The sequence below is a fragment of the Cupriavidus sp. UBA2010 genome (assembly GCF_002335265.1).
GTDB lineage: Bacteria > Pseudomonadota > Gammaproteobacteria > Burkholderiales > Burkholderiaceae > Cupriavidus > Cupriavidus metallidurans.
The window spans coordinates 299,785-320,165 of the sequence record NZ_DDCI01000010.1; the positions used below are offsets into that span (position 1 = coordinate 299,785).

General features: G+C 63.5%; 19 protein-coding genes and 2 tRNA genes. 5 read left to right on the top strand and 16 right to left on the bottom strand.

Going from position 1 to position 20,381, the window contains the following annotated elements; translation table 11 throughout:
* Nucleotides 1-33 precede the first annotated feature (33 nt).
* Nucleotides 34-273 (bottom strand): hypothetical protein, encoded by a 240-nt coding sequence (locus B2246_RS06870; protein WP_008650455.1) that lies wholly within the window; start codon nt 271-273, stop codon nt 34-36.
* A 57-nt stretch (nt 274-330) separates the two neighbouring features.
* Nucleotides 331-834, bottom strand: a complete 504-nt coding sequence (locus B2246_RS06875) for a hypothetical protein (RefSeq protein ID WP_008650457.1) — start codon at nt 832-834, stop codon at nt 331-333.
* Nucleotides 835-959: 125 nt separating this feature from the next.
* Between B2246_RS06875 and B2246_RS06880 the strand changes: the two genes are divergently transcribed.
* Nucleotides 960-1,220: a hypothetical protein gene (locus B2246_RS06880; RefSeq protein WP_008650459.1), complete on the top strand. Its 261-nt coding sequence runs from the start codon at nt 960-962 to the stop codon at nt 1,218-1,220.
* Nucleotides 1,221-1,248: 28 nt separating this feature from the next.
* Here B2246_RS06880 and eno read toward each other — a convergent pair whose 3' ends face one another.
* A complete protein-coding gene (eno, locus tag B2246_RS06885) occupies nt 1,249-2,526 on the bottom strand; it encodes a phosphopyruvate hydratase (RefSeq protein WP_286880905.1) in 1,278 nt (425 codons plus the stop codon).
* A gap of 119 nt (nt 2,527-2,645) precedes the next feature.
* Between eno and B2246_RS06890 the strand changes: the two genes are divergently transcribed.
* Entirely contained in the window at nt 2,646-3,545 is a 900-nt protein-coding gene (locus B2246_RS06890) for a LysR substrate-binding domain-containing protein (protein ID WP_411860064.1), read from the top strand.
* On the opposite strand, the gene B2246_RS06895 is transcribed toward B2246_RS06890, so the two are convergent.
* Nucleotides 3,466-4,980, bottom strand: a complete 1,515-nt coding sequence (locus B2246_RS06895; protein WP_286880907.1) for a sensor histidine kinase — start codon at nt 4,978-4,980, stop codon at nt 3,466-3,468. The two genes, B2246_RS06890 and B2246_RS06895, sit on opposite strands and share 80 nt — an antisense overlap.
* Nucleotides 4,977-5,720: a response regulator transcription factor gene (locus B2246_RS06900; RefSeq protein ID WP_286880909.1), complete on the bottom strand. Its 744-nt coding sequence runs from the start codon at nt 5,718-5,720 to the stop codon at nt 4,977-4,979. The genes B2246_RS06895 and B2246_RS06900 overlap by 4 nt, the downstream gene beginning before the upstream one ends.
* 151 nt (nt 5,721-5,871) lie before the next feature.
* Here B2246_RS06900 and msrB point away from each other — a divergent pair, with 151 nt between their 5' ends.
* From msrB to msrA, 3 genes are read left to right on the top strand one after another with little or no spacing between them, the layout of a single operon-like run.
* Entirely contained in the window at nt 5,872-6,387 is a 516-nt protein-coding gene (msrB, locus tag B2246_RS06905) for a peptide-methionine (R)-S-oxide reductase MsrB (protein WP_008650467.1), read from the top strand.
* Nucleotides 6,388-6,445: 58 nt separating this feature from the next.
* The gene (locus B2246_RS06910; protein WP_286880911.1) at nt 6,446-8,236 is read left to right on the top strand and encodes a cytochrome c biogenesis protein DipZ; all 1,791 of its coding nucleotides are present in this window, start codon (nt 6,446-6,448) and stop codon (nt 8,234-8,236) included.
* A gap of 27 nt (nt 8,237-8,263) precedes the next feature.
* The gene (msrA, locus tag B2246_RS06915) at nt 8,264-8,995 is read left to right on the top strand and encodes a peptide-methionine (S)-S-oxide reductase MsrA (protein WP_186425284.1); all 732 of its coding nucleotides are present in this window, start codon (nt 8,264-8,266) and stop codon (nt 8,993-8,995) included.
* A gap of 416 nt (nt 8,996-9,411) precedes the next feature.
* Here msrA and B2246_RS06920 read toward each other — a convergent pair.
* The 11 genes from B2246_RS06920 to B2246_RS06970 all read right to left on the bottom strand — a co-directional run bounded on the left by B2246_RS06920 (nt 9,412) and on the right by B2246_RS06970 (nt 20,369).
* A tRNA-Pro gene (locus B2246_RS06920) sits at nt 9,412-9,488 on the bottom strand.
* Between the two features lie 56 nt (nt 9,489-9,544).
* Nucleotides 9,545-9,979 (bottom strand): MerR family transcriptional regulator, encoded by a 435-nt coding sequence (locus B2246_RS06925; protein ID WP_008650473.1) that lies wholly within the window; start codon nt 9,977-9,979, stop codon nt 9,545-9,547.
* Nucleotides 9,980-10,158: 179 nt separating this feature from the next.
* Nucleotides 10,159-10,569: an integration host factor subunit alpha gene (locus tag B2246_RS06930; protein WP_008650476.1), complete on the bottom strand. Its 411-nt coding sequence runs from the start codon at nt 10,567-10,569 to the stop codon at nt 10,159-10,161.
* Between the two features lie 84 nt (nt 10,570-10,653).
* Entirely contained in the window at nt 10,654-13,101 is a 2,448-nt protein-coding gene (gene pheT, locus B2246_RS06935; protein ID WP_008650477.1) for a phenylalanine--tRNA ligase subunit beta, read from the bottom strand.
* A gap of 77 nt (nt 13,102-13,178) precedes the next feature.
* A complete protein-coding gene (gene pheS, locus B2246_RS06940) occupies nt 13,179-14,210 on the bottom strand; it encodes a phenylalanine--tRNA ligase subunit alpha (RefSeq protein ID WP_008650479.1) in 1,032 nt (343 codons plus the stop codon).
* A gap of 208 nt (nt 14,211-14,418) precedes the next feature.
* Nucleotides 14,419-14,775, bottom strand: a complete 357-nt coding sequence (gene rplT, locus B2246_RS06945; RefSeq protein ID WP_008650487.1) for a 50S ribosomal protein L20 — start codon at nt 14,773-14,775, stop codon at nt 14,419-14,421.
* A 28-nt stretch (nt 14,776-14,803) separates the two neighbouring features.
* Nucleotides 14,804-15,001 (bottom strand): 50S ribosomal protein L35, encoded by a 198-nt coding sequence (gene rpmI / locus B2246_RS06950; protein ID WP_006575466.1) that lies wholly within the window; start codon nt 14,999-15,001, stop codon nt 14,804-14,806.
* 167 nt (nt 15,002-15,168) lie between these two features.
* On the bottom strand, nt 15,169-15,690 hold the full coding sequence (gene infC, locus B2246_RS06955) for a translation initiation factor IF-3 (RefSeq protein ID WP_080672715.1): 522 nt from the start codon (nt 15,688-15,690) through the stop codon (nt 15,169-15,171).
* A 47-nt stretch (nt 15,691-15,737) separates the two neighbouring features.
* Nucleotides 15,738-17,645: a threonine--tRNA ligase gene (gene thrS / locus B2246_RS06960; RefSeq protein WP_035881872.1), complete on the bottom strand. Its 1,908-nt coding sequence runs from the start codon at nt 17,643-17,645 to the stop codon at nt 15,738-15,740.
* A 397-nt stretch (nt 17,646-18,042) separates the two neighbouring features.
* Nucleotides 18,043-18,119: transfer RNA gene (locus B2246_RS06965), tRNA-Val, on the bottom strand.
* 21 nt (nt 18,120-18,140) lie between these two features.
* Complete coding sequence (locus tag B2246_RS06970; protein ID WP_286880920.1) at nt 18,141-20,369, bottom strand: RelA/SpoT family protein; 2,229 nt, start codon at nt 20,367-20,369, stop codon at nt 18,141-18,143.
* Nucleotides 20,370-20,381: the final 12 nt, after the last annotated feature.

The following is a 20,381-nucleotide window of genomic DNA, read 5'->3' on the forward strand; positions in this document are numbered from 1 at the left end:
CGCAACCGCCACGCTCCCCCTTAGGAGGGGAAGTCAGCTTCGGCGGCGCGGCTGCGTGGCGCGCTTCGCCTCGGCGCTGGGAGGCGTCTTCGCGACATGCTCGCGCGGAATCTGCTTGTAGGTGACGGCGCCATCGCGCCCTTGATTGGCCTTCAGGTGGTTACGCGCGCCGCAGAGCGGGCAGCGAAAAAGCGGGCCCTGCCCCTCGTTGTGGATCTCCACCTCGTCGGGCGCCCAGCGCGCACCGCAAGACTGGTTGTGGCAAAAAAACATTGTCGACTCCGGAAATTGCGGCGAATCGTAACATGCGGCCCCGCCAGCGGCGGCGGCCTAGCCGTTGTTCTGGACCCAGTGCCTCGCCCATGCGCCTGCCGCCATGCGAGCTTCGGCGGCCGTGGGGTACGTGGCAGGCGGCCCTCCCGCCTCCTGTACCACCGCGCCGGCTTCCCAGATATCGCACCACGCCTTGTATCGCTCCCTGCCCAGCGCCTGCCAGAACAGGTGCACGACAAACCCGCGGTATTCGAACATGTCTGAGCCGCTATCCGGCGAGATGGACGCCCGCGCCATCGCGCGGGGGTCCTGCGCCGTGGCTGCGTCATCGTCATCGGCAACCTGCCGCGCGCGGCGCATCCCTAGCGCGGCGCACAGGCTGGCAGCCAGCGCGCCAGCCAGAAGTCCCGCCGCGAACCAGCAGATCCTGCTCGTGAACTGCGCATCGCGCTGCAACATCGGCACCTCCGTCTGCGGACGGATGTCCGGAGCTTCGTTGCGTTTCAGGTTACACCAATGCAACGTCGAAGCCAGCCCCGCGTCGCGCACGCGGTCCGCCATGAAAATCAGAATCCGGCACGTGCAATGGGCGGACAAGGTGGATATACTGTACATTCATACAGTATCGGAAATCTCCGAAACGTCTCCGAAACATCCCCGAACCATCACCTCTCCGCCGCCCTGCCATGCCCGCCTATCAGCCTGCCTCGATCCTGCTGGAAGCCCACTACTTCGGCGACGATGCCGAGATGCTGCGCCTGCCTTGCGCGAGCGTCACGGTGCAGAGCGGCGCAATTCTCGTCGATGGCGTTGAGATCCGGCATCTGCACGCGCTGCGCTGGACGCCGGACTACCTGTCGTTCAGCGATGGCGGCGACCACCATCGCTACCCGGTCAGCCGTCCCGCCGTGATCGGGCCACAGGCCGCACGCTTCGCGCTGCTCTAGTGCTCTAGTGCTCTAGTGCTCTAGTGCTCTAGCGGCGCCGCAGCAACGCGCCCGCGTACTCGGCACGCGACCCAAGCTCGCGCTCGATCCGCAGCAGGCGGTTGTACTTGGCGGTGCGATCCGCGCGCGACATCGACCCCGTCTTGATCTGCCCGCATTGCAGCGCCACGGCAAGGTCGGCGATCGTCACATCCTCGGTTTCACCCGAGCGATGCGACATCACGGCCGAATACCCGTAACCATGGGCCACGCGAACCGTCTCGCGCATCTCGCTCAGCGTACCAATCTGGTTGGCCTTGACCAGAATGGCGTTGGCCACGCCCTGCTCCACCCCCTGCCTCAGCAAGGTCGGATGCGTGCAGAACACGTCGTCGCCAACAAGCTGGCACCGCTTGCCGAGCTTCCGCGTCAGCAATTGCCAGCCCATCGCATCGTCTTCCGCCATCCCATCCTCGATCGAAACAATCGGATAGCGGTCCGCAAGGCGTACCAGATAGGCCACCTGCTCCTCGCGCGAGCGCTCGACGCCCTCGCCCTGATAGACATAGCTGCCGTTGACATATAGCTCGCTGGCGGCGGGGTCGATGGCCAGCGCTACGTCGTCGCCGGGGCGATAGCCTGCCTTGGCGATGGCTGCGACCAGAATGTCCAACGCCTCCTCGGCAGCGTGAAATTCGGGCGCGAAGCCACCCTCATCGCCCACGTTGGTGGTGTAGCCGGCAGCCTTCAGCATGCCGCGTAGCGTATGGAAAACTTCCGAGCCGGCACGTACCGCCTCAGTAAAGGTTGGTGCCCCGGCAGGCACGATCATGAATTCCTGAAAATCGAGCGCATTGTCGGCATGGGCTCCGCCATTGATCACGTTGATCAGCGGCACGGGCAGCAACGAAGCACGCTCTCCGCCAAGATAGGCGAACAGCGGCAGACCGTTCGACACCGCAGCCGCGTGAGCCACGGCCAGGGACACGCCGAGCAACGCGTTGGCGCCGAGCCGACGCTTATCCGGGGTGCCGTCGAGGTCGATCATGATCGTGTCGATCTCGGGTTGGTCACCGGCATCGCGCCCGAGTAGTGCCTCACGCAACTCGGTGTTGACGGCCTGAACCGCCCGCGACACGCCACGCCCCAGATAGCGTCGCCGATCGGCATCGCGCAACTCCACAGCCTCGCGCGCGCCGGTCGATGCCCCCGACGGCACAATGGCTCGGCCGACCGCGCCGTCGTCGAGCACGACCTCCACCTCCACCGTCGGATTACCCCGACTATCGAGCACTTCCAGTCCCCGGATCTCAGCCACCTGGCTCATTCGCGCACTCCTTTTGTGAGAAAAATGAAGATGTGTCGATCCTAAAAGGCTTTCACCAAGCTGAATATCGCGTTATTTTCCTCAATTCGTCAGTTTTTCTCACACAGCAGGAGCATACGGTGCGAACCCTGCCCCCAATGTCAACCTTGCGCGCGTTCGAGGCCACGGCCCGTACGGGCTCCGTGACCCGCGCCGCCGAAGAGCTATTTCGCACGCACGGCGCAGTCAGTCGGCAGTTGCGCCAATTGCAGGAGCACGCGGGCGTGGAGCTATTCGAGCGCGAGGGGACCGGTCTGCGCCTGAACGAGCACGGCCAGGCGCTCTATGAGGTGGTACGCACGGCGCTGGACCAGCTCGAACAAGGTTACGGTCGTCTGCTCGATCAGGCGCGCGGGCCTACGCTGCACGTGGCATGTAGCGCAACCTTCGCGATGCGCTGGCTGGTACCCGAACTGGTCGACTTCTATCGGCTGCGACCCGATATCCGTATTCGGCTCTCGATGACATCGGCGCGCGAGATCCGCACCGAAGGCGCAGATGTGGTGATTGCCTGGGACCTGTCGTCATACCCCGCCGCCGAACGACAACGCGCGATCCAGCTGGCGCCGGTCGCCTTCGGCCCGGTCTGCGCACCCGCCTATGCGCCGGAAGTGGCCACCGGCGCGCGCATCACGCACGATTTCACATCGAGCGCGTGGGACCAGTGGGAAGCGCTGACTGGTCACCACATCGCACCCGGCGCCGGGCTGACGTTTCCGCACACGCATCTGTGCATCCAGGCCGCCCTGTCGGGGCTGGGCGTGGCGCTGATCGAGCAACGACTGATCCAGGCGGAACTGGCGGCAGGCACCCTCGTGGCGCCCTATGGATTCACCGCATTTGGCGGCGGTCTGATGGCGGTCCCGGCCACCCGCGACGTGCCGGCCGATGCCGATGTGTTTATCGCGTGGCTGCAGCGTCGGCTATTGCCGCCGGTCGACTCTCGCGCCCCGCGACAGGCAGGACAAACCGGAGCGTAGTGCCCACCTGCCCTTCCACCAGCCGCGCCTGACTGCCGTTCAACTGGAGCATTCGCTGCACGATCAGCAGGCCGAGCCCGCCGCCCCGGTGCGCGCCGCCCGACGGAAACGGCCGCTGGAACAACGACTCGCGCAAGGCCGGCGGAATCCCCGGCCCCGTATCGCTGACCGTCACCGCCACGCTGCCATTCTGGCTGGTCAGGTCGACTTCGACAGTGCCGCCCGCCGGTGTATGGCGAATCGCGTTGTCGAGCAGGTTCGTCAGCACGCGCTCGATCATGCCGAGGTCGGCGGCGACGGCAGGCAGCACAGGCGGCACGCCGGCGCGCAATTGCAGATGCTTGGCCTCGGCCGGCAGGGCGAATTTTTCGAGCACGTCCTGTGTCAGGTCGACGATCGAGAATGTCTCGGGCATCGCCTGGACCATGCCGTGTTCGAGCCGCGCCAGTTCGAACAGCGACTGCGCCAGCCCGCCCACCTTGGCGCTCTGCGCCAGCGCGATGGCAAGGTAGCGCTGGCGTTCCTCGGCACTGAGCTTGTCCGCCTTGAGCGAGAGCGTTTCCAGATACCCGTGCAGCGACGTCAGCGGTGTGCGCAGGTCGTGCGAGATATTGGCCACCATCTCGCGCCGCTCCTGATCCTGCTGCTTGAGCGCGCGCCATTGCGTCTCGATCCGGTCGGCCATCTGACGGAACGCCGTGCGTAGCGCGGCGATCTCGTCGCGCTGCATCGGTTCTTGTATCCGGTCGGCAGCTCCTGCACCCGGGATGCCTGATCCCCGCAAATCGCCGGCATCGCCCGAATCAAACTGCCGGATCTCGATCGTCAGGCGTCGCAGCGGGCGCGTGATCAGGCCGAAAGCCACCAGACCCGCCACCAGCCCGAGCGCGGCCACCAACGCCATCGACCAGAGCGTGGTCCGCATGACCGCGTCGCGCGATGCCAGCGCGGCCAGCTTGTCATGCGCCTCGCCCTGCAGCACCACGTAGATATAGCCGCCCTGCCGCAACGGCGCCGCGCTGAACACCTTCCGCCCGCTGTCGCTGCGCGGGTCGTCGCCAAAGATCGGCAGCGCCCCACCGTCGATCAGCTTCTTTACCGGCGCCAGGTTCACGTGATCGCGCACCAGGTGCCCCGCCGGCGCATCGTGCCCGCGAATGCGTCCCTGATCGTCGAGTAGATAAACCTCAACGCTCGGATTCACGACCATCAACTGCCCGAAGAGCTGGCGCAATGCCTGCGGCGCGATGGCGCTCTGATCCTCCAGCAGCGCATTGCGCGCGATGTATGCAGCGAGCCCGCGCGATATGTCCTGGACCACCTCTTTCTCATGCATCGCGTTGGCCCGCACCTGCAGCCAGGCGGAGGCCCCGCAGCAGGCGAGCAACAACGCGGCGAAAACGGCGGACAGCCGTTGTGTCAGGGACAGGTTCACGATGCTTCCCCTTCGTCCTGCGTGGCGTCGGCTTGCGGATCGGCCACGAACCGATAGCCGCGCCGCCACACCGTCAGGATGCGCTTCGGCTGCGCCGGATCGACCTCGATCTTGGTGCGCAGCCGGTTGATATGCGTGTTCACCGTGTGCTCGTAACCCTCGTGCTGGTAGCCCCACACCGCGTTGAGCAAATCCATGCGTGAGAACACCTTGTCCGGATGGCGCGCGAAGTAGTACAGCAGGTCGAACTCGCGTGGGGTCAGGTCGAGACGCTTGCCGTCGACAGCGGCCTCCCGCGCGAGAGGATCAATGGCCAGTCCGGCCAGCTCCAGACTTCCGGCATCGGCCCGTACGTCACGCGCCATTGCCTCCACCCGGCGCAGCAGCGCCTTGACGCGCGCCACCAGTTCCAGCACCGAGAACGGCTTGGCCAGATAGTCGTCGGCACCGAGTTCGAGCCCCAGGATGCGATGCACCTCGCTGGAGCGCGCGCTGGTGATGATGATCGGCGTGTAGCGCGTCATCGCCCGGGCCCGGCGGCAGATCTCGAGACCATCCACGCCGGGCAGCATCAGGTCCAGCACCAGCGCATCCCAACCGCCCTGCTCCAGCAGGCGCAGCCCCTCGGCGCCATCAGCGCTATGCACGACCTCGTAGCGCTCGTCGCGCAGGTGCATGGCCAGCACGTTGGCGATACCGACATCGTCTTCGACCAGCAGGATGCGTTTGGCGTGTTCCATGGTGTGGCGGCTTGGCCCTCGGCTCTGAACTGGCTCTATTGTGCAGAAATCCGCCAGTCCAGTTATCACGAATTGTTTAAGGTTTGGCGAGGACTCCGCCATGGATGGTTGCCTACCATGCGTTCAACCCATCCCGAACACGGAGACCACCATGCGCATCACCAGACGCTTTCTGCTTTCGGGCGGCTCGCTGACCGCTACGCTTGCCGTCGTCGGCGGCTGGCGGCTGCTGGCCACCGGCAATGCCAACGCCGCCGGAGCCGGCGCCCAATCCTTCGAAGTCACATTGAGCGACGAGGCGTGGCGCCAGAAGCTGACGCCGGCCCAGTACACGGTACTGCGCCACGAAGGCACCGAGCGCCCGTTCAGCAGCCCGCTCAATGATGAGCATCGCAAGGGCGTTTTCTCGTGCGCGGGCTGCCAGCTCGACCTGTTCTCGTCGTCGACCAAGTTCGACAGCGGCACTGGCTGGCCGAGCTTCTGGGCGCCGCTGGCCAACGCGGTGGGCACCACCGAGGACCGCACGTTCGGCATGGCGCGCACGGCAGTGCATTGCCGCCGTTGCGGCGGCCACCTTGGCCACGTGTTCGACGACGGCCCCAAGCCTACGGGACTGCGCTACTGCATGAATGGCGTAGCCATGACGTTCCGCCCCGTATCCGCCTGACCAGGCCCATCGCGGACCCATCGCGGACCCATCGCGGACCCATCACGGACCAATTGCCATGCTGCTACTGATCCTCTCCTACCTGGGCGGCGCGCTCACGATCCTGAGCCCCTGCATCCTGCCCGTATTGCCGTTCGTGTTCGCGCGCGCCGATCAACCATTCGTGCGCAGCGGCCTGCCTCTGCTGGCCGGCATGGGCCTCACCTTCGCCGGCGTGGCCACGCTCGCCGCGGTCGGTGGCGGCTGGGTCGCTCAAGCCAACCAGTATGGCCGCTGGCTCGCCATCGCCCTACTGGCCGTGTTCGGACTGACGCTGCTGCTGCCCCGGCTTGCCGAACGCCTGATGCGGCCGCTGGTGAATGCGGGCAGCCGGCTGTCGAACTTCGCGCAGGCCGACGGCAAACCCGCCAGCCCCGCATCGTCATTCCTGCTCGGCATTGCCACCGGCCTGCTGTGGGCGCCATGCGCGGGCCCGATCCTCGGTCTCGTGCTGACCGGCGCCGCCCTTCAGGGCGCAAGCCTGGGCACCACGCTGCTGCTGCTGGCCTACGCCGCAGGCGCTGCCACATCGCTGGCGGTGGCCCTGTTGATCGGCGGACGCGTATTCGCAGCGATGAAGCGTTCGCTCGACGCTGGCGAATGGGTTCGTCGCGGGATCGGCGTGGCGATGCTGGCCGGCGTCGCGGCAATCGCGCTTGGACTCGACACAGGCATCCTGACACGCGTCTCGACCGTGGCCACCGGCGGCCTGGAGCAGCGCCTGGTCGACGCACTGGGACACAAGGACCGTAGCGGCGGCGCGATGATGGCCGCCACCAGCGTGCCAGCAGAAGGCGGAGCCATGATGATGCGAGCCGTCGACCGTCCCGCCACACTGCCAGTGGAAGGCCAGTTCCCCGGCCTCAATGGCGCGGTGGAATGGCTCAACTCGCCGCCGCTGACTGCGGAAGCGCTACGCGGCAAGGTCGTGCTGGTCGATTTCTGGACGTACTCGTGCATCAACTGCCTGCGCACGCTGCCCTACGTAAAGGCCTGGGCGGAGAAATACCGGGATCAGGGCCTGGTCGTCATCGGCGTCCATGCCCCCGAGTTCGCGTTCGAACGCAATATCGACAACGTCCGCAAGGCCACGAAGGATCTCGGCGTGACCTACCCGGTGGCCATCGACAACAACTACGCGATCTGGCGCGCGTTCAACAACAACTACTGGCCGGCGCATTACTTCATCGACGCCCAGGGGCGCGTGCGCTTCCATCATTTCGGCGAAGGCGAATACGAGAAATCGGAAGCCGTGATCCGGCAACTGCTGGCTGAAGCGGGCCACGCGGACGTGACGAAGGTGGCAATGACCGCGGACAACGCCATGCACGGCGTGGAGATGCCCGCCGATGCCAGCGCGCTGCGTTCGCAGGAGACCTATGTGGGCTACGCCCGTGCCGAGAACTTCGCGTCTCCGGGTGGCGCCCGGCCGGATCAATCCAAGGAATACGCCGCGCCGGCCCGCCCCACGCTCAATGAGTGGGGCCTGGCGGGCAACTGGAAGGTTGGCGAGGAACAGGCAACGCTGGAACAGGCCAGCGGGAAGATCGTTTATCGCTTCCACGCCCGCGACCTGCACCTGGTGCTCGGCCCAGCCCCGGACGGCAAGCCAGTGCGCTTCCGCGTGACGATCGACGGCAAGGCGCCAGGCGCATCGCACGGCACCGATGTCGCCGCGGATGGCAGCGGGACCGTCACCGGACAGCGCCTGTATCAACTCGTACGCCAGCAAGGCGACGTCACCGATCGCACGTTCGCCATCGAATTCCTCGATCCCGGCGTGCAGGCCTATGCGTTCACCTTCGGCTGATCTACGCTACTTTCAAGGAGTCTGACCATGGATGCCATGACGACACTGCAACGCTGGACCCGCCCCACCACGCTGAAGCTCGCAAGCTTGGCCATGCTGATGGTGGCGGCCGCAATGTGGGAACTACCCGCGATCTCGGCCGAGGCCGCCGTGAAGATCCCCGCGCCGGCCGTCGACGAAAGAGCCGGCACGAGCCATACCGAGACCGCCGTGTTCGCCGGTGGATGTTTCTGGGGCGTGCAAGGCGTGTTCCAACATGTCCGCGGCGTTACACGGGTAACGTCCGGTTACTCCGGCGGCTCGGCCAGCAACGCGCAATACGAGATGGTGGGCAGCGGCACGACCGGACACGCGGAGTCGGTCGAAATCCGCTACGACCCCAGCCAGATCAGCTACGGCAAGCTGCTGCAGATCTTCTTCTCGGTCGCGCACAATCCCACGCAACTGAACTATCAGGGGCCCGATCACGGCACGCAGTACCGCTCGGCGATCTTCCCGCGCTCGCCTGTGCAACGCTCGATTGCCGAGGCGTATATCGCCCAGCTCGACACGTCGAAAGCGTACCGCGCGCCGATCGTCACGCGCGTCGAGGATTACAAGGGGTTCTTTCCGGCCGAGAACTATCACCAGGATTTTCTCGTCAAGAATCCGAGCTATCCGTATATCGTCATCAATGACCTGCCGAAGATCGGTAATCTGAAAACGATGTTCCCGGACGTGTATCGGAATGATGCGGTGCTGGTATCGAAGGGAGGTTGAAGCGATCGGTGAGAGATGGCGCCAGGGTCAACCCAGCACCTTGACCGCCATCGTCAGAAACCAGCCCGCAGCCAGGCAGGCCCCCACCCATCCAAAACCAATCAGAAATATGTCTCGCCAGTTCATCCGTTCCTACTCCGGCAGCGCAAGCTGCCGTGTCGATGCAATGGGGAAAGGCTAGTCGATGACCGGGTCAGAACCTATGTCCGAAATGTAAGGAAGGATTGCAACGTGCTGTGCTTTATTTCGGACAGCGCTACAAAAGGAAAGAGGAGTTCCTACCCGCATTCTTGCCGCTCGAACTCACAACGCGAGTGCCGGCTACGGAGCCTCAGATTCCAAACCTGCCATTTGTGCGACCGGCGGGACCAAAAGACAAAAGGCCTGACAGGAAACCTGTCAGGCCTTTTATTTTCTGGTCGGGGCGAGAGGATTTGAACCTCCGACCACCTGCACCCCATGCAGGTACGCTACCAGGCTGCGCTACGCCCCGAAGAAGCGAGAGTATATCACCGTCAATTCGACGATGGCTAGTAGTTCAAAGCCAATTTATTGGTGCCGTGCGATCTCTTTCAATTGCGCCAGCAGGTGCTGCACTTCGACCAGGTCGTTGCGCAGCGAATTCAGGTCGACAGAAAGCACTGGTGCCTCCTCGACGGCAACCTGAACCTCACTGGGCTCGGCGCCCACCGCGACGCCAGCGCCGTGATGGCGCCCTTCGTCGAGCCGGTTGCGCGCGCCGTTGATCGTGAAACCTTGCTCGTACAGCAGATCGCGAATCCGGCGAATCAGCAGGACTTCGTGATGCTGGTAGTAACGGCGATTGCCGCGTCGCTTCACGGGCTTGAGCTGGGTGAATTCTTGTTCCCAGTAGCGCAGCACATGCGGCTTGACGGCGCAGAGCTCGCTGACCTCACCGATGGTGAAGTAGCGTTTTGCGGGAATCGGCGGCAGCGCGACGCGCTCGCTGGATTTTTCCGTCATGCGTTGGGTAGTCTGATGTCAGGCCGTGGACCAGAGCCGGTTGGCTCGGTTGGACGCGAACTGCGCGCGGCATTGCAGGATACAGACTGCAATCGCCGCGGGCAATCACCCGGTTGCGCGTCGTTACAGATGTGTGGCTGCCGCGACGATACTGCCCGTGCGGCATGTGCCCTCGCGCGTCAGGCCTCCAGACCTGCGCGCTCCTCCACCTGTGCCTTGAGCTTTTGGCTGGCGTGGAACGTCACCACACGGCGCGCCGTGATCGGGATGATCTCTCCCGTCTTGGGGTTGCGGCCGGGACGTTGCGCCTTGTCGCGCAACTGGAAGTTGCCGAAGCCTGACAGCTTGACGCTGTCACCGCGCTCCAACGCTTCTCGAATCACGTCGAAGAACGCTTCGACCATGTCTTTCGATTCGCGCTTGTTCAGGCCAACCTGATCGAACAGCATCTCTGCAAGTTCGGCTTTGGTCAGGGTTGGCACCTCGGCGGCACGGGCTTCCGGCGATGCATCGTCGAGGGAGGCAGCGTGCCGGTCGCTTGCATCGCCCAGGTCTGCAGCATTCATGGAAATCGTGTCTCGATCGTTCATCCTAGATCGCTCTGTAAAATCTGCCGCGATCCGCCCGGGGGCTGTGCCCGGGCGCTCCAATTGAAGGTGGACTGCCTGATTCGCTTAAGCGCGCAGGCGGGCTTCGAAGCCTGCCGTCAGCGCGTCGATCATGCAGCGCACCGCACTGTCGACTGTCTCGTCCTGGAGGGTCGACCCAGTATCTTGCAACGTTACGCGGAACGCAAGGCTTTTCTCGTCAGCGCCAATGGCCGTCGACGCGGCCTTCGGCCGGAACTCGTCGAACAGTACAAGGCTCTGGACGAAATGGCCGAAGCCGCCCTTGTCCAGCGCCGCACGCATGGCGTCCAGCATGTCTTGCGCACGCAGCGACTGCTTCACGACCACAGCCAGATCGCGCACTGCGGCCGGGAACTTCGAGATCTCCGTGTACACCGGCAGACCTACATTGCGCAGCGCGTCGAGTTCGAGTTCGAACAGCACCGGCGCCTGCGTCAGCTCGTACTTCTGCAGCCAGCGAGGATGGAGTTCACCTACCACGCCGACAGCCTTGCCGTCGACGATCACGCGCGCGGCGCGACCCGGGTGCAGCGCGGGATGCGCCACCGGCTCGAAGCGCGGCACGCGCGGGTGGAACAGCGCTTCCACATCGCCCTTGATGTCGAAGAAATCGATCGGACGCGTGGCCACGCCCCACTGCTCCTCGAATGCCGGGCCGTAGGCGATACCGGCGGCCATCATCGGCTGATGGTAGCCGGCAACGGTCAGGCCGCCGTCGGCTACCTTCGGATCGCGGTGGAACACGCGGCCCACCTCGAACAGCCGCACGCGCGAGGCCTTGCGGTTAAGGTTGTAGCGAACCTTGTCGAGCAAACCACCGATCATCGTGGAGCGCATCACGGCCAGTTGGCTCGCAATCGGATTCAGCAGCCGGATCGGGTTGTTGTTGTCCGCGAAGTCCTGCTCCCACTGCTCTTCCACGAAGGCGAAATTGATCACCTCGTTGAAGTCGCGCGCGGCCAGCGCGTGGCGCACCACGTGTTGCGAGCGGCGGCCTTCGTTGGTCGGACGCATTTCGCTTTCGGCCACAGGCGGGCGGGCCGGGATACGCTCGAAACCATAGATACGCGCGACTTCCTCGATCAGGTCTTCCTCGATCTCGATGTCGAAGCGATAGCTCGGCGGCGTGACTTCGAACACTTCGCCTTCGTCGCCTTGCGAGCGCGTGAACGACAGGTTCAGGCGCTGGAAGACGTCAGCAATCTCCGCCGACGACAGTTCGATACCCAGCACGCGTTCGGCACGCGCCACGCGCAGCTTCACGGGCTGGCGCTGCGGCACATTGACGGTCTGGTCGTCCACCGGGCCGGCCTGACCACCGCAGATGTCGAGAATCAGCGCGGTGATGCGTTCGATATGCTCGACCGTGGTGGCGTAGTCCACGCCACGCTCGAAACGATGCGCGGCATCGGTCGAGAAGTTGTAGCGGCGCGCGCGGCCCTGGATGGCATTGGGCCACCAGAACGCGGCTTCCAGGTAGATATTGGTCGTGTCGAGCGAAACGGCAGTGCTGTCGCCGCCCATGATGCCGGCCAGGCTCTCGATCTCCTTGTCGTCGGCAATCACGCCCACCTGCTCGTCCACCTCGACGGTATTGCCGTTGAGCAGCTTGAGCTGTTCGCCCTTGCGGCCCCAGCGCACATCCAGGCCGCCGTGGATCTTGTCCAGATCGAACACATGCGACGGACGGCCTAGCTCGAGCATCACGTAGTTCGAGATGTCGACCAGCGCCGAGATACTGCGCTGCCCCGAGCGCTCCAGACGCTGCACCATCCATGCTGGCGTGGCCGCGCGTGCGTTTACGCCACGGATGACCCGGCCCGAGAAACGGCCGCACAGGTCCGGCGAGGAGATCTTGACCTGCAGCTTGTCCTGGATCGTCACGGCTACTGGCGACATGTCCGGCAGCGTCAGCGCGGCGCCGGTCAGCGCCGACACTTCGCGCGCAACACCATGGATCGACAGGCAGTCGGCCTTGTTCGGCGTCAGCTTGATCGTGAAGACCTGATCATCGAGATCAAGGTACTGGCGAATGTCCTGACCCACCGGCGCGTCGTCCGGCAGGACCAGCAGACCACCGTGATCTTCGGACAGCTTCAGTTCGCGTGCGGAGCACAACATGCCGAAGCTATCCACGCCGCGCAGCTTGCCGACCTTGATCTCGAACGGCTTGCCGCCCTCTTCACCCGGCGGCAGCACGGCGCCGACCAGCGCGCACGGCACGACGATGCCGGGCTTGACGTTAGGCGCGCCGCAAACGATCTGCAGCGTTTCGCCGGTGCCGGCATCCACCTGGCACACGTTCAGGCGGTCGGCGTTGGGATGGCGTTCAGTGGCCAGCACGCGGGCCACCACGATCTTCGTGAACGGCGGCGCAACGGGGCCCACTTCTTCCACTTCGAGCCCGGCCATGGTCAGGCTGTGCGACAGCGCGTCGGTGGAGATCTTTTCAGGGTTGGCGAACGTGCGAAGCCAGGATTCCGAGAATTGCATGGCGCTTCTGATCCGGTAGGTATTCTGAGTTGTCTGGGACGTTGGAGCTGCGTTATTGCTTCGGGCGGTACGCCATATCAGGCGAACTGGCGCAGGAAGCGCACATCGCCTTCGAAGAACAGTCGCAGGTCATTGATGCCATAGCGCAGCATCGTCAGGCGCTCGAGGCCGGAGCCGAACGCAAAGCCGATGTAGCGCTCGGGATCGAGGCCCATATTGCGCAGCACGTTGGGGTGCACCTGGCCCGAGCCGGAGATTTCCAGCCACTTGCCGTTGCCGAACGCCATGTCGATTTCAGCCGACGGCTCGGTGAACGGGAAGTACGACGGACGGAAGCGCACCTGGATATCGTCGCGCTCGAAGAACTTGCGCAGGAAATCGGTGTAGACGCCCTTCAGGTCGGCAAAGCTCACGTTGTCGCCAATCCACAGACCTTCCACCTGATTGAACATCGGCGAGTGCGTGGCATCGCTGTCCACGCGGTACGTGCGGCCCGGGCAGATCACCTTGATCGGCGGCATGGCGCGACCGGCGTACTTCTCAACGTGCATGCGCGCGTAACGCACCTGCATCGGGCTGGTGTGGGTACGCAGCAGCAGGAGCTTGTCGTCGCTGTCGCGGCCGTCCACATAGAACGTATCCTGCATCGAACGCGCCGGATGGTTGTCCGGGTTGTTCAGCGCGGTGAAGTTCATCCAGTCGGTTTCGATTTCAGGGCCGTCGGCCACGTCGAAACCGATCGAGCCGAAGATCTGCTCGACACGCTCCCAGGTACGCATCACCGGATGCACGCTGCCACGCGCAACAGAGCGGCCGGGCAGCGTCACGTCGATGGCTTCCGCGGCCAGACGCGCGTTCATCAGCGCATCGGCCAGCGCTTGGCGGCGGGCCTGCAGCGCGGCTTCCACCTGCTGCTTGACCTGGTTGATACGCGCACCTTCGGTCTTGCGTGTTTCCGGGTCCAGCTTGCCGAGGCCCTTGAGCAGCTCGGTCAGCGCACCGGTCTTACCCAGGAAGCGGGCCTTTTCGTTTTCCAGCGTGGCGTTGTCGTTGGCGGCGGCGAAAGCAGCCTGGGCGTCGGCGACGACTTGATCCAGATCCAGGGACATGGCAGCAATACGTAGACAAATACGTGGAAAGGTTGACACTGCACGCGGCAATGCGCGTGCGGCGCATCTATTTCGAATGCCGTCTCGGATCGCTCCGATCGACACGACATTCGAAATAAAAACGGGGCTCGGTGAGGAGCCCCGTTTCAGCAGACCTTGCGGTCGGTGCTTGCCCGGAAGCGCGGTCTAGGCGCTTCCGCAGCCGGCATCAGGCAACGGTGGCTTTCACCTGGTTGACGATGGCGGCAAAGGCAGGCTTGTCGTGGATAGCCATGTCCGACAGCACCTTGCGGTCCAGTTCAATCGAAGCCTTCTTCAGGCCGTTCATGAACACGCTGTAGGTCATGCCATGCTCACGCGTAGCAGCGTTGATACGTGCAATCCAGAGAGCGCGGAACACGCGCTTCTTGTTGCGACGATCGCGGTAGGCGTACTGGCCAGCACGCATGACCGCCTGCTTGGCGATACGATAGACATTATTACGACGGCCGCGGTAACCCTTGGCAGCGTCGATGACTTTCTTGTGACGGGCCCGTGCAGTAACCCCACGCTTGACTCGAGGCATATAAAACTCCTTTCGTTATCGTTTGAGGTTATGCGTAAGGCATCATTGCGCGAACGGACTTCAGGTTCGTCTCATGGACGTCCTGGGTGCCGCGCAGTTGACGCTTGTTCTTGGTGGTCTTCTTGGTCAGGATGTGACGCTTGAAGGCCTGGCCGCGCTTGAACGAACCGTTCGGACGCGCAGTAAAGCGCTTGGAGGCGCTTTTCTTGGTCTTCATCTTAGGCATGAAAAACTCCAGCTCTATGACATGCATACAGGTGGACGGCTGACGCCATCACTTGCAAAACCCGTATCCACTTGTTTTTGTACGCAGCGCACGAAGCGCCGCGCACAGTTTCCGCACAGGACGACGCTGGGATGCACATGGCACCCCAGCCGCCGCCCGCGCAAGAATTACTTCTTCTTCTTGGGGGCCAGCACCATCACCATCTGGCGACCTTCCATCTTCGGCATCTGCTCGACCTGACCCAGTTCCTCCAGGTCAGCCTTCAGACGCTCGAGCACGCGCGCGCCGATTTCCTGGTGGGCCATTTCACGGCCACGGAAGCGCAACGTGATCTTGGTCTTGTCGCCCTCTTCCAGGAAGCGTCGCAAATTGCGCAGCTTGACGTTGTAATCGCCATCATCCGTGCCAGGACGGAATTTCACTTCCTTGACCTGGATGATTTTCTGCTTGAGCTTGGCCTCGTGGGCGCGCTTGGCTTCCTCGTACTTGAACTTGCCGTAGTCCATGATGCGGGCCACGGGCGGAGTCGCGTTGGGCGCGATCTCCACGAGATCCAAGTCCTTGTCCTCGGCCAGGCGCAGTGCGTCCATGAATTTGACGATGCCGAGCTGCTCGTTATCAACCCCTACCAGGCGCAACTCAGGCGCGCTGATTTCCCGGTTGATACGGTGACCTTTGTCTGTAGCGATGTTCCGTTACCTCAAGAAGACAAAAAAACAAGCCGTGCTCGACACCCTCAGGCTTTGCTGGAAACGTCCTGTTGCAGACGCTCCACAAACGCGGAAACAGGCATAACACCCAGATCCACGTTGCCACGGGCACGCACGGCCACTTGATTGGCATCCCGCTCCTTGTCGCCAATTACCAGCAGGTAAGGGATCTTCTGGAGGGAATGCTCGCGAATTTTATACGTAATTTTCTCGTTACGCAAATCCGCCTTGGCCCTAAACCCTTGTTTTTGCAAGAGTTGCACAACGCTTTCAGCATATTCCGACTGGGATTCGGCGATATTCATCACCACTACCTGCTCCGGAGCCAGCCAGGCGGGCAGCGCACCCGCGTGGTTTTCCAGCAAGATACCCAGGAAGCGCTCGAACGAACCAAGGATCGCGCGGTGCAGCATGACCGGGCGCTTCCGGGAATTGTCCTCGGAAACGTACTCGGCGCCCAGACGCTCCGGCAGCACCAGATCGAGCTGCAGCGTGCCGCACTGCCACGAACGGCCGATTGCATCCTTGATGTGGTACTCGACCTTTGGGCCGTAGAAAGCACCCTCGCCGGGCAGTTCTTCCCACTCCACGCCGCAGGCGCGCAGCGCCAGGCGCAGGCCATCCTCGGCGTGATCCCAGACCGCATCCGAGCCCGCGCGCTTTTCCGGGCGCAGCGACAGCTTCACCGCGACATCCTTGAAGCCAAAGTCGTCATAGATCGAGAACGCGAGTTCGTTGAAGGCCTTGGCCTCCTCGACGATCTGCTCTTCCGTGCAGAAGATATGCGCATCATCCTGCACAAAACCTCGCACACGCATCAGTCCGTGCAACGCTCCCGAAGGCTCGTTGCGATGGCACGCACCGAACTCGGCAAGGCGCAGCGGCAGGTCGCGGTACGAGCGCAGGCCGTGGTTGAAGATCTGCACATGGCCCGGGCAGTTCATCGGCTTGATCGCGTAATCGCGCTTCTCCGACTCCGTGACGAACATGTTCTCTTTATAGTTGTCCCAGTGGCCGGAACGCTCCCAGAGCGAACGATCCATCACCTGCGGCGTGCGCACTTCCTCGTAGCCGGCCTGACCCAGACGGCCGCGCATATATTGCTCGACGGCCTGCCACACCTGCCAGCCCTTCGGGTGCCAGAACACCATGCCAGGCGCCTCTTCCTGCAGATGGAACAGGTCGAGCGTCTTGCCCAGGCGACGGTGATCGCGCTTCTCAGCCTCCTCCAGCATGTGCAGGTAGGCGTCCTGGTCTTCCTTCTTCGCCCAGGCCGTACCGTAGATACGCTGGAGCATCTCGTTGTTGGAGTCGCCGCGCCAGTAGGCACCGGCCACCTTCATCAACTTGAAGACCTTGAGCTTGCCCGTGGACGGTACGTGCGGGCCACGGCACAGGTCGACGAAGCTACCTTCGCGATAGAGGCCGATCTCCTGATCCGCGGGAATCGACGCAATGATCTCGGCCTTGTACTTCTCGCCCATCGACTCGAACAGGGCCACCGCCTCATCGCGATTCCACACCTCGCGCGACACCTTCTCGTCCTTGCGCGCGAGTTCCGTCATCTTCTTTTCGATGGCGGCGAGGTCTTCCGGCGTGAAGGGGCGCTTGTACGAGAAGTCGTAGTAGAAGCCGTTGTCAATGACCGGACCGATCGTGACCTGCGCGTCGGGATACAACTCCTTGACAGCGTAGGCCAGCAAGTGGGCCGTCGAGTGACGAATCACGTCGACGCCATCAGCATCCTTGTCCGTGACGATGGACAGCGATGCATCCTGGTCGATCCTGAAGCTCGTATCGACCATGCGGCCATCGACCTTGCCGGCGAGCGCCGCCTTGGCCAGACCAGAGCCAATGCTCTGCGCCACTTCGGCCACCGTGACGGGGCCGGGATACTCACGACGGGAACCGTCTGGCAGCGTGATTACGATCATCTTGCACCTCTCGAGGATTCCGCTGCACCGGCCTTCAGGCGATGTGGCGAGCGGAGCATAGCTTCTTTTGTGGCGCCGGCCCATCCAATCACCTGAACGGCTATCGGACACGACCAGCAACGAATCTTTCTGGCTGCCTCACGGCGAGCGACGAGGCAGCTTACAGGATGCTGGAAAACGACAGACGAAAAAAAACGCGGCCAAGGCCGCGTTTTTCTGTGTTTCCCCGTATCACACACTACGGGTCGAAGGCGCACCTCGACTACTGTCGCTAACCAGCGGTAGTAGTTCGAGTTGTCTTGCTCATGATGCGTTTCCGTTCCTTGGAAGGTTGTTCGGATCTGCCAGCGCCAGCCTTCGATTGCCGACGGGTGCTACGTTTTTACTGCATGTTCGTTGGTAGGCTCGATTGGACTCGAACCAACGACCCCCACCATGTCAAGGTGGTGCTCTAACCAGCTGAGCTACGAGCCTAGCGAAGCTGCAAGTATAACCTTATTTTCGTTTCGCGTGCAACACCCCCTGCACTTCTTCGATCAGGGAAATCGCACGCTGGAGTTGCGTGGCCTCGGCAACCTCCGCCGTGAACTGCATTCGAGCAACACCCTTGCTCGACAGCGTCTTCACACCCGTGACGTTGATCTTCTCGCGCGACAGCACTTCGGAAATATCGCGCAGCAAGCCCTGCCGGTCGATCGCCTCCACCTGGATGTCCACGGGATACACGGCATCGCTGCGCTTGCCCCATTCCGTCTGAATCACTCGCTCAGGGTCGCGCGTCGCCAGTTGCTGGAACGTGTGGCAGTTGCGTCGATGGATTGACACACCCCGACCACGAGTCACGAAGCCAACGATATCGTCCGGCGGCGCCGGCTTGCAGCAGCGAGACATTTGCGTCATCAGCGAATCGACGCCCACCACGAGCACGCCACTCTTGGCGCCGCGCGCCACGCTGGTGGCGCGACTCTTCTTGGTAACGGCCTCTTCCTCGCTGAACTGCGGCTGCACCTCCCCGTCCGGATGCCGTAGCGCCTGCTCCACGTGGCGCAGGCTGAACTCTTCCTTCGCCACCGCCGCGAACAGATCATCCGGTGTCTTGAAGTTGAGTCGGGTGGCGAGATCGTCGAGATTGACCGCCGTCTTGCCCTCGCGCTGCAACGTCTTTTCGATCAGGGCACGCCCTTGGGCAATCGTCTCCTGAGAGTCGAGCGCATTGAACCATGCCCGCACCTTGGCACGTGCGCGGCTGCTGGCCAGGTAGCCCAGCTCGGGGTTCAGCCAGTCGCGCGAAGGCCCACCCTGCTTGACCGCCACGATCTCCACGGTCTGCCCGTTCTTGAGCGGCGTGTTGAGCGGCACCATCGCGCCATCGACACGCGCACCGCGGCAACGATGGCCGAGGTCACTATGCAGGTAGTAGGCAAAATCCACCGGCGTGGCGCCCTGAGGCAACGCCACCACGCGCGCCTGCGGCGTCAGCACATAGATGTGGTCGTCGATTGCCGCGTGCTTGAGCTGCTCCCACGGCGAATCCTCGTGCGTGACCGTGTGATCGGCGTCATCCTTCCACGCCAGCAGTTGCCGCAGCCACGCGATTTTCTCGTCGTAGCTGTTGTCCGCGGTGAACTGACCGCTATAGCCCCTGCCACCCGCTTCCTTGTAGCGCCAGTGCGCCGCCACGCCGTACTCGGCGAAGTGGTGCATCTCGTGCGTACGGATCTGCACCTCGAACGCTCGGCCATCGTCGCCGATCACCACCGTGTGCAGGGATTTGTAGCCATTCGCCTTCGGCCGCGAGATGTAGTCGTCGAACTCGCGCGGAATCGGTTGCCAGATATGGTGCACGATACCGAGCACCGTATAGCAGTCCTTGATGTCGTCGACAATCACGCGGAATGCGCGCACGTCGTAGAGATCAGCAAAATCGAGCGCCTTGCCCCGCATCTTCTTCCAGATGCTGTAGATGTGCTTGGGTCGCCCGGTCACTTCGGCGCGAATGCCCGCTGCCGCCAGCTCCGACTGCAGCCGCGCGATCGCCTGCGAGATATAGCCCTCTCGCTCGATGCGCTTTTCGTCGAGCAGTTTGGCGATGCGCTTGTAGGTCTCGGGCTGCTCGAAGCGGAAGGCCAGATCCTCGAGCTCCCACTTCATTTGCCAGATACCCAGCCGGTTCGCCAGCGGCGCGTAGATATCGAGCGTTTCGCGCGCCACGCCCGGCAGCGGCTGGCTCTTGGTCTGCGCCAGCCAGCGCAACGTCTGCAGACGCGAAGCCAGCCGCACCAGCACCACGCGGATGTCCTGCGCGAAGGCCAGCAGCATCTTGCGCAGCGCCTCAACTTGCTCCTGCCGCGCCGCCGCCTGCGACTTCGACGTTTCGGCGGTCTCGGCCTGCGTGGCGATCGCGCCAATCCGCAACAGTTGCCGCACGCCCCTCACCAGCCGCGCCACGTCCTCGCCGAAGCGTTCCTCGATGTGCGCCTCGACGCCGGGCACGAACGCCACCATCGGGAACAGGCACGCCGCCGCACGCGCGGCATCGTCTACGCGCAGGCCATCCAGGATACGCAGCATCCCCTCGGCATGAGACAGCACGGTCTCGCCGGTGGGCAGTGTCGTGGGTTTCTCGCCGTCGGCCTTCTCGCGCACATACGCGAGCGCGCGCTCGACGAGCCCGGCGTCGGGCACGCCCGCGGTCTGACCCGTCAGCTCCGTCGATGTCACCATGTCTTACCGCCC

Bases quoted from the DNA above. Each gene is read 5' to 3' on its own strand.
- B2246_RS06880 (WP_008650459.1), top strand. From the start codon at position 960: ATGCCCGCCTATCAGCCTGCCTCGATCCTGCTGGAAGCCCACTACTTC.
- B2246_RS06970 (WP_286880920.1), bottom strand. From the start codon at position 20,369: ATGGTGACATCGACGGAGCTGACGGGTCAGACCGCGGGCGTGCCCGAC.
- eno (WP_286880905.1), bottom strand. From the start codon at position 2,526: ATGAGCCAGGTGGCTGAGATCCGGGGACTGGAAGTGCTCGATAGTCGG.
- B2246_RS06875 (WP_008650457.1), bottom strand. From the start codon at position 834: ATGGCGGACCGCGTGCGCGACGCGGGGCTGGCTTCGACGTTGCATTGG.
- thrS (WP_035881872.1), bottom strand. From the start codon at position 17,645: ATGATCGTAATCACGCTGCCAGACGGTTCCCGTCGTGAGTATCCCGGC.
- B2246_RS06900 (WP_286880909.1), bottom strand. From the start codon at position 5,720: ATGGAACACGCCAAACGCATCCTGCTGGTCGAAGACGATGTCGGTATC.
- pheT (WP_008650477.1), bottom strand. From the start codon at position 13,101: ATGCAATTCTCGGAATCCTGGCTTCGCACGTTCGCCAACCCTGAAAAG.
- pheS (WP_008650479.1), bottom strand. From the start codon at position 14,210: ATGTCCCTGGATCTGGATCAAGTCGTCGCCGACGCCCAGGCTGCTTTC.
- rpmI (WP_006575466.1), bottom strand. From the start codon at position 15,001: ATGCCTAAGATGAAGACCAAGAAAAGCGCCTCCAAGCGCTTTACTGCG.
- B2246_RS06925 (WP_008650473.1), bottom strand. From the start codon at position 9,979: ATGACGGAAAAATCCAGCGAGCGCGTCGCGCTGCCGCCGATTCCCGCA.
- rplT (WP_008650487.1), bottom strand. From the start codon at position 14,775: ATGCCTCGAGTCAAGCGTGGGGTTACTGCACGGGCCCGTCACAAGAAA.
- B2246_RS06930 (WP_008650476.1), bottom strand. From the start codon at position 10,569: ATGAACGATCGAGACACGATTTCCATGAATGCTGCAGACCTGGGCGAT.
- B2246_RS06870 (WP_008650455.1), bottom strand. From the start codon at position 273: ATGTTTTTTTGCCACAACCAGTCTTGCGGTGCGCGCTGGGCGCCCGAC.
- B2246_RS06910 (WP_286880911.1), top strand. From the start codon at position 6,446: ATGCTGCTACTGATCCTCTCCTACCTGGGCGGCGCGCTCACGATCCTG.
- msrA (WP_186425284.1), top strand. From the start codon at position 8,264: ATGGATGCCATGACGACACTGCAACGCTGGACCCGCCCCACCACGCTG.
- msrB (WP_008650467.1), top strand. From the start codon at position 5,872: ATGCGCATCACCAGACGCTTTCTGCTTTCGGGCGGCTCGCTGACCGCT.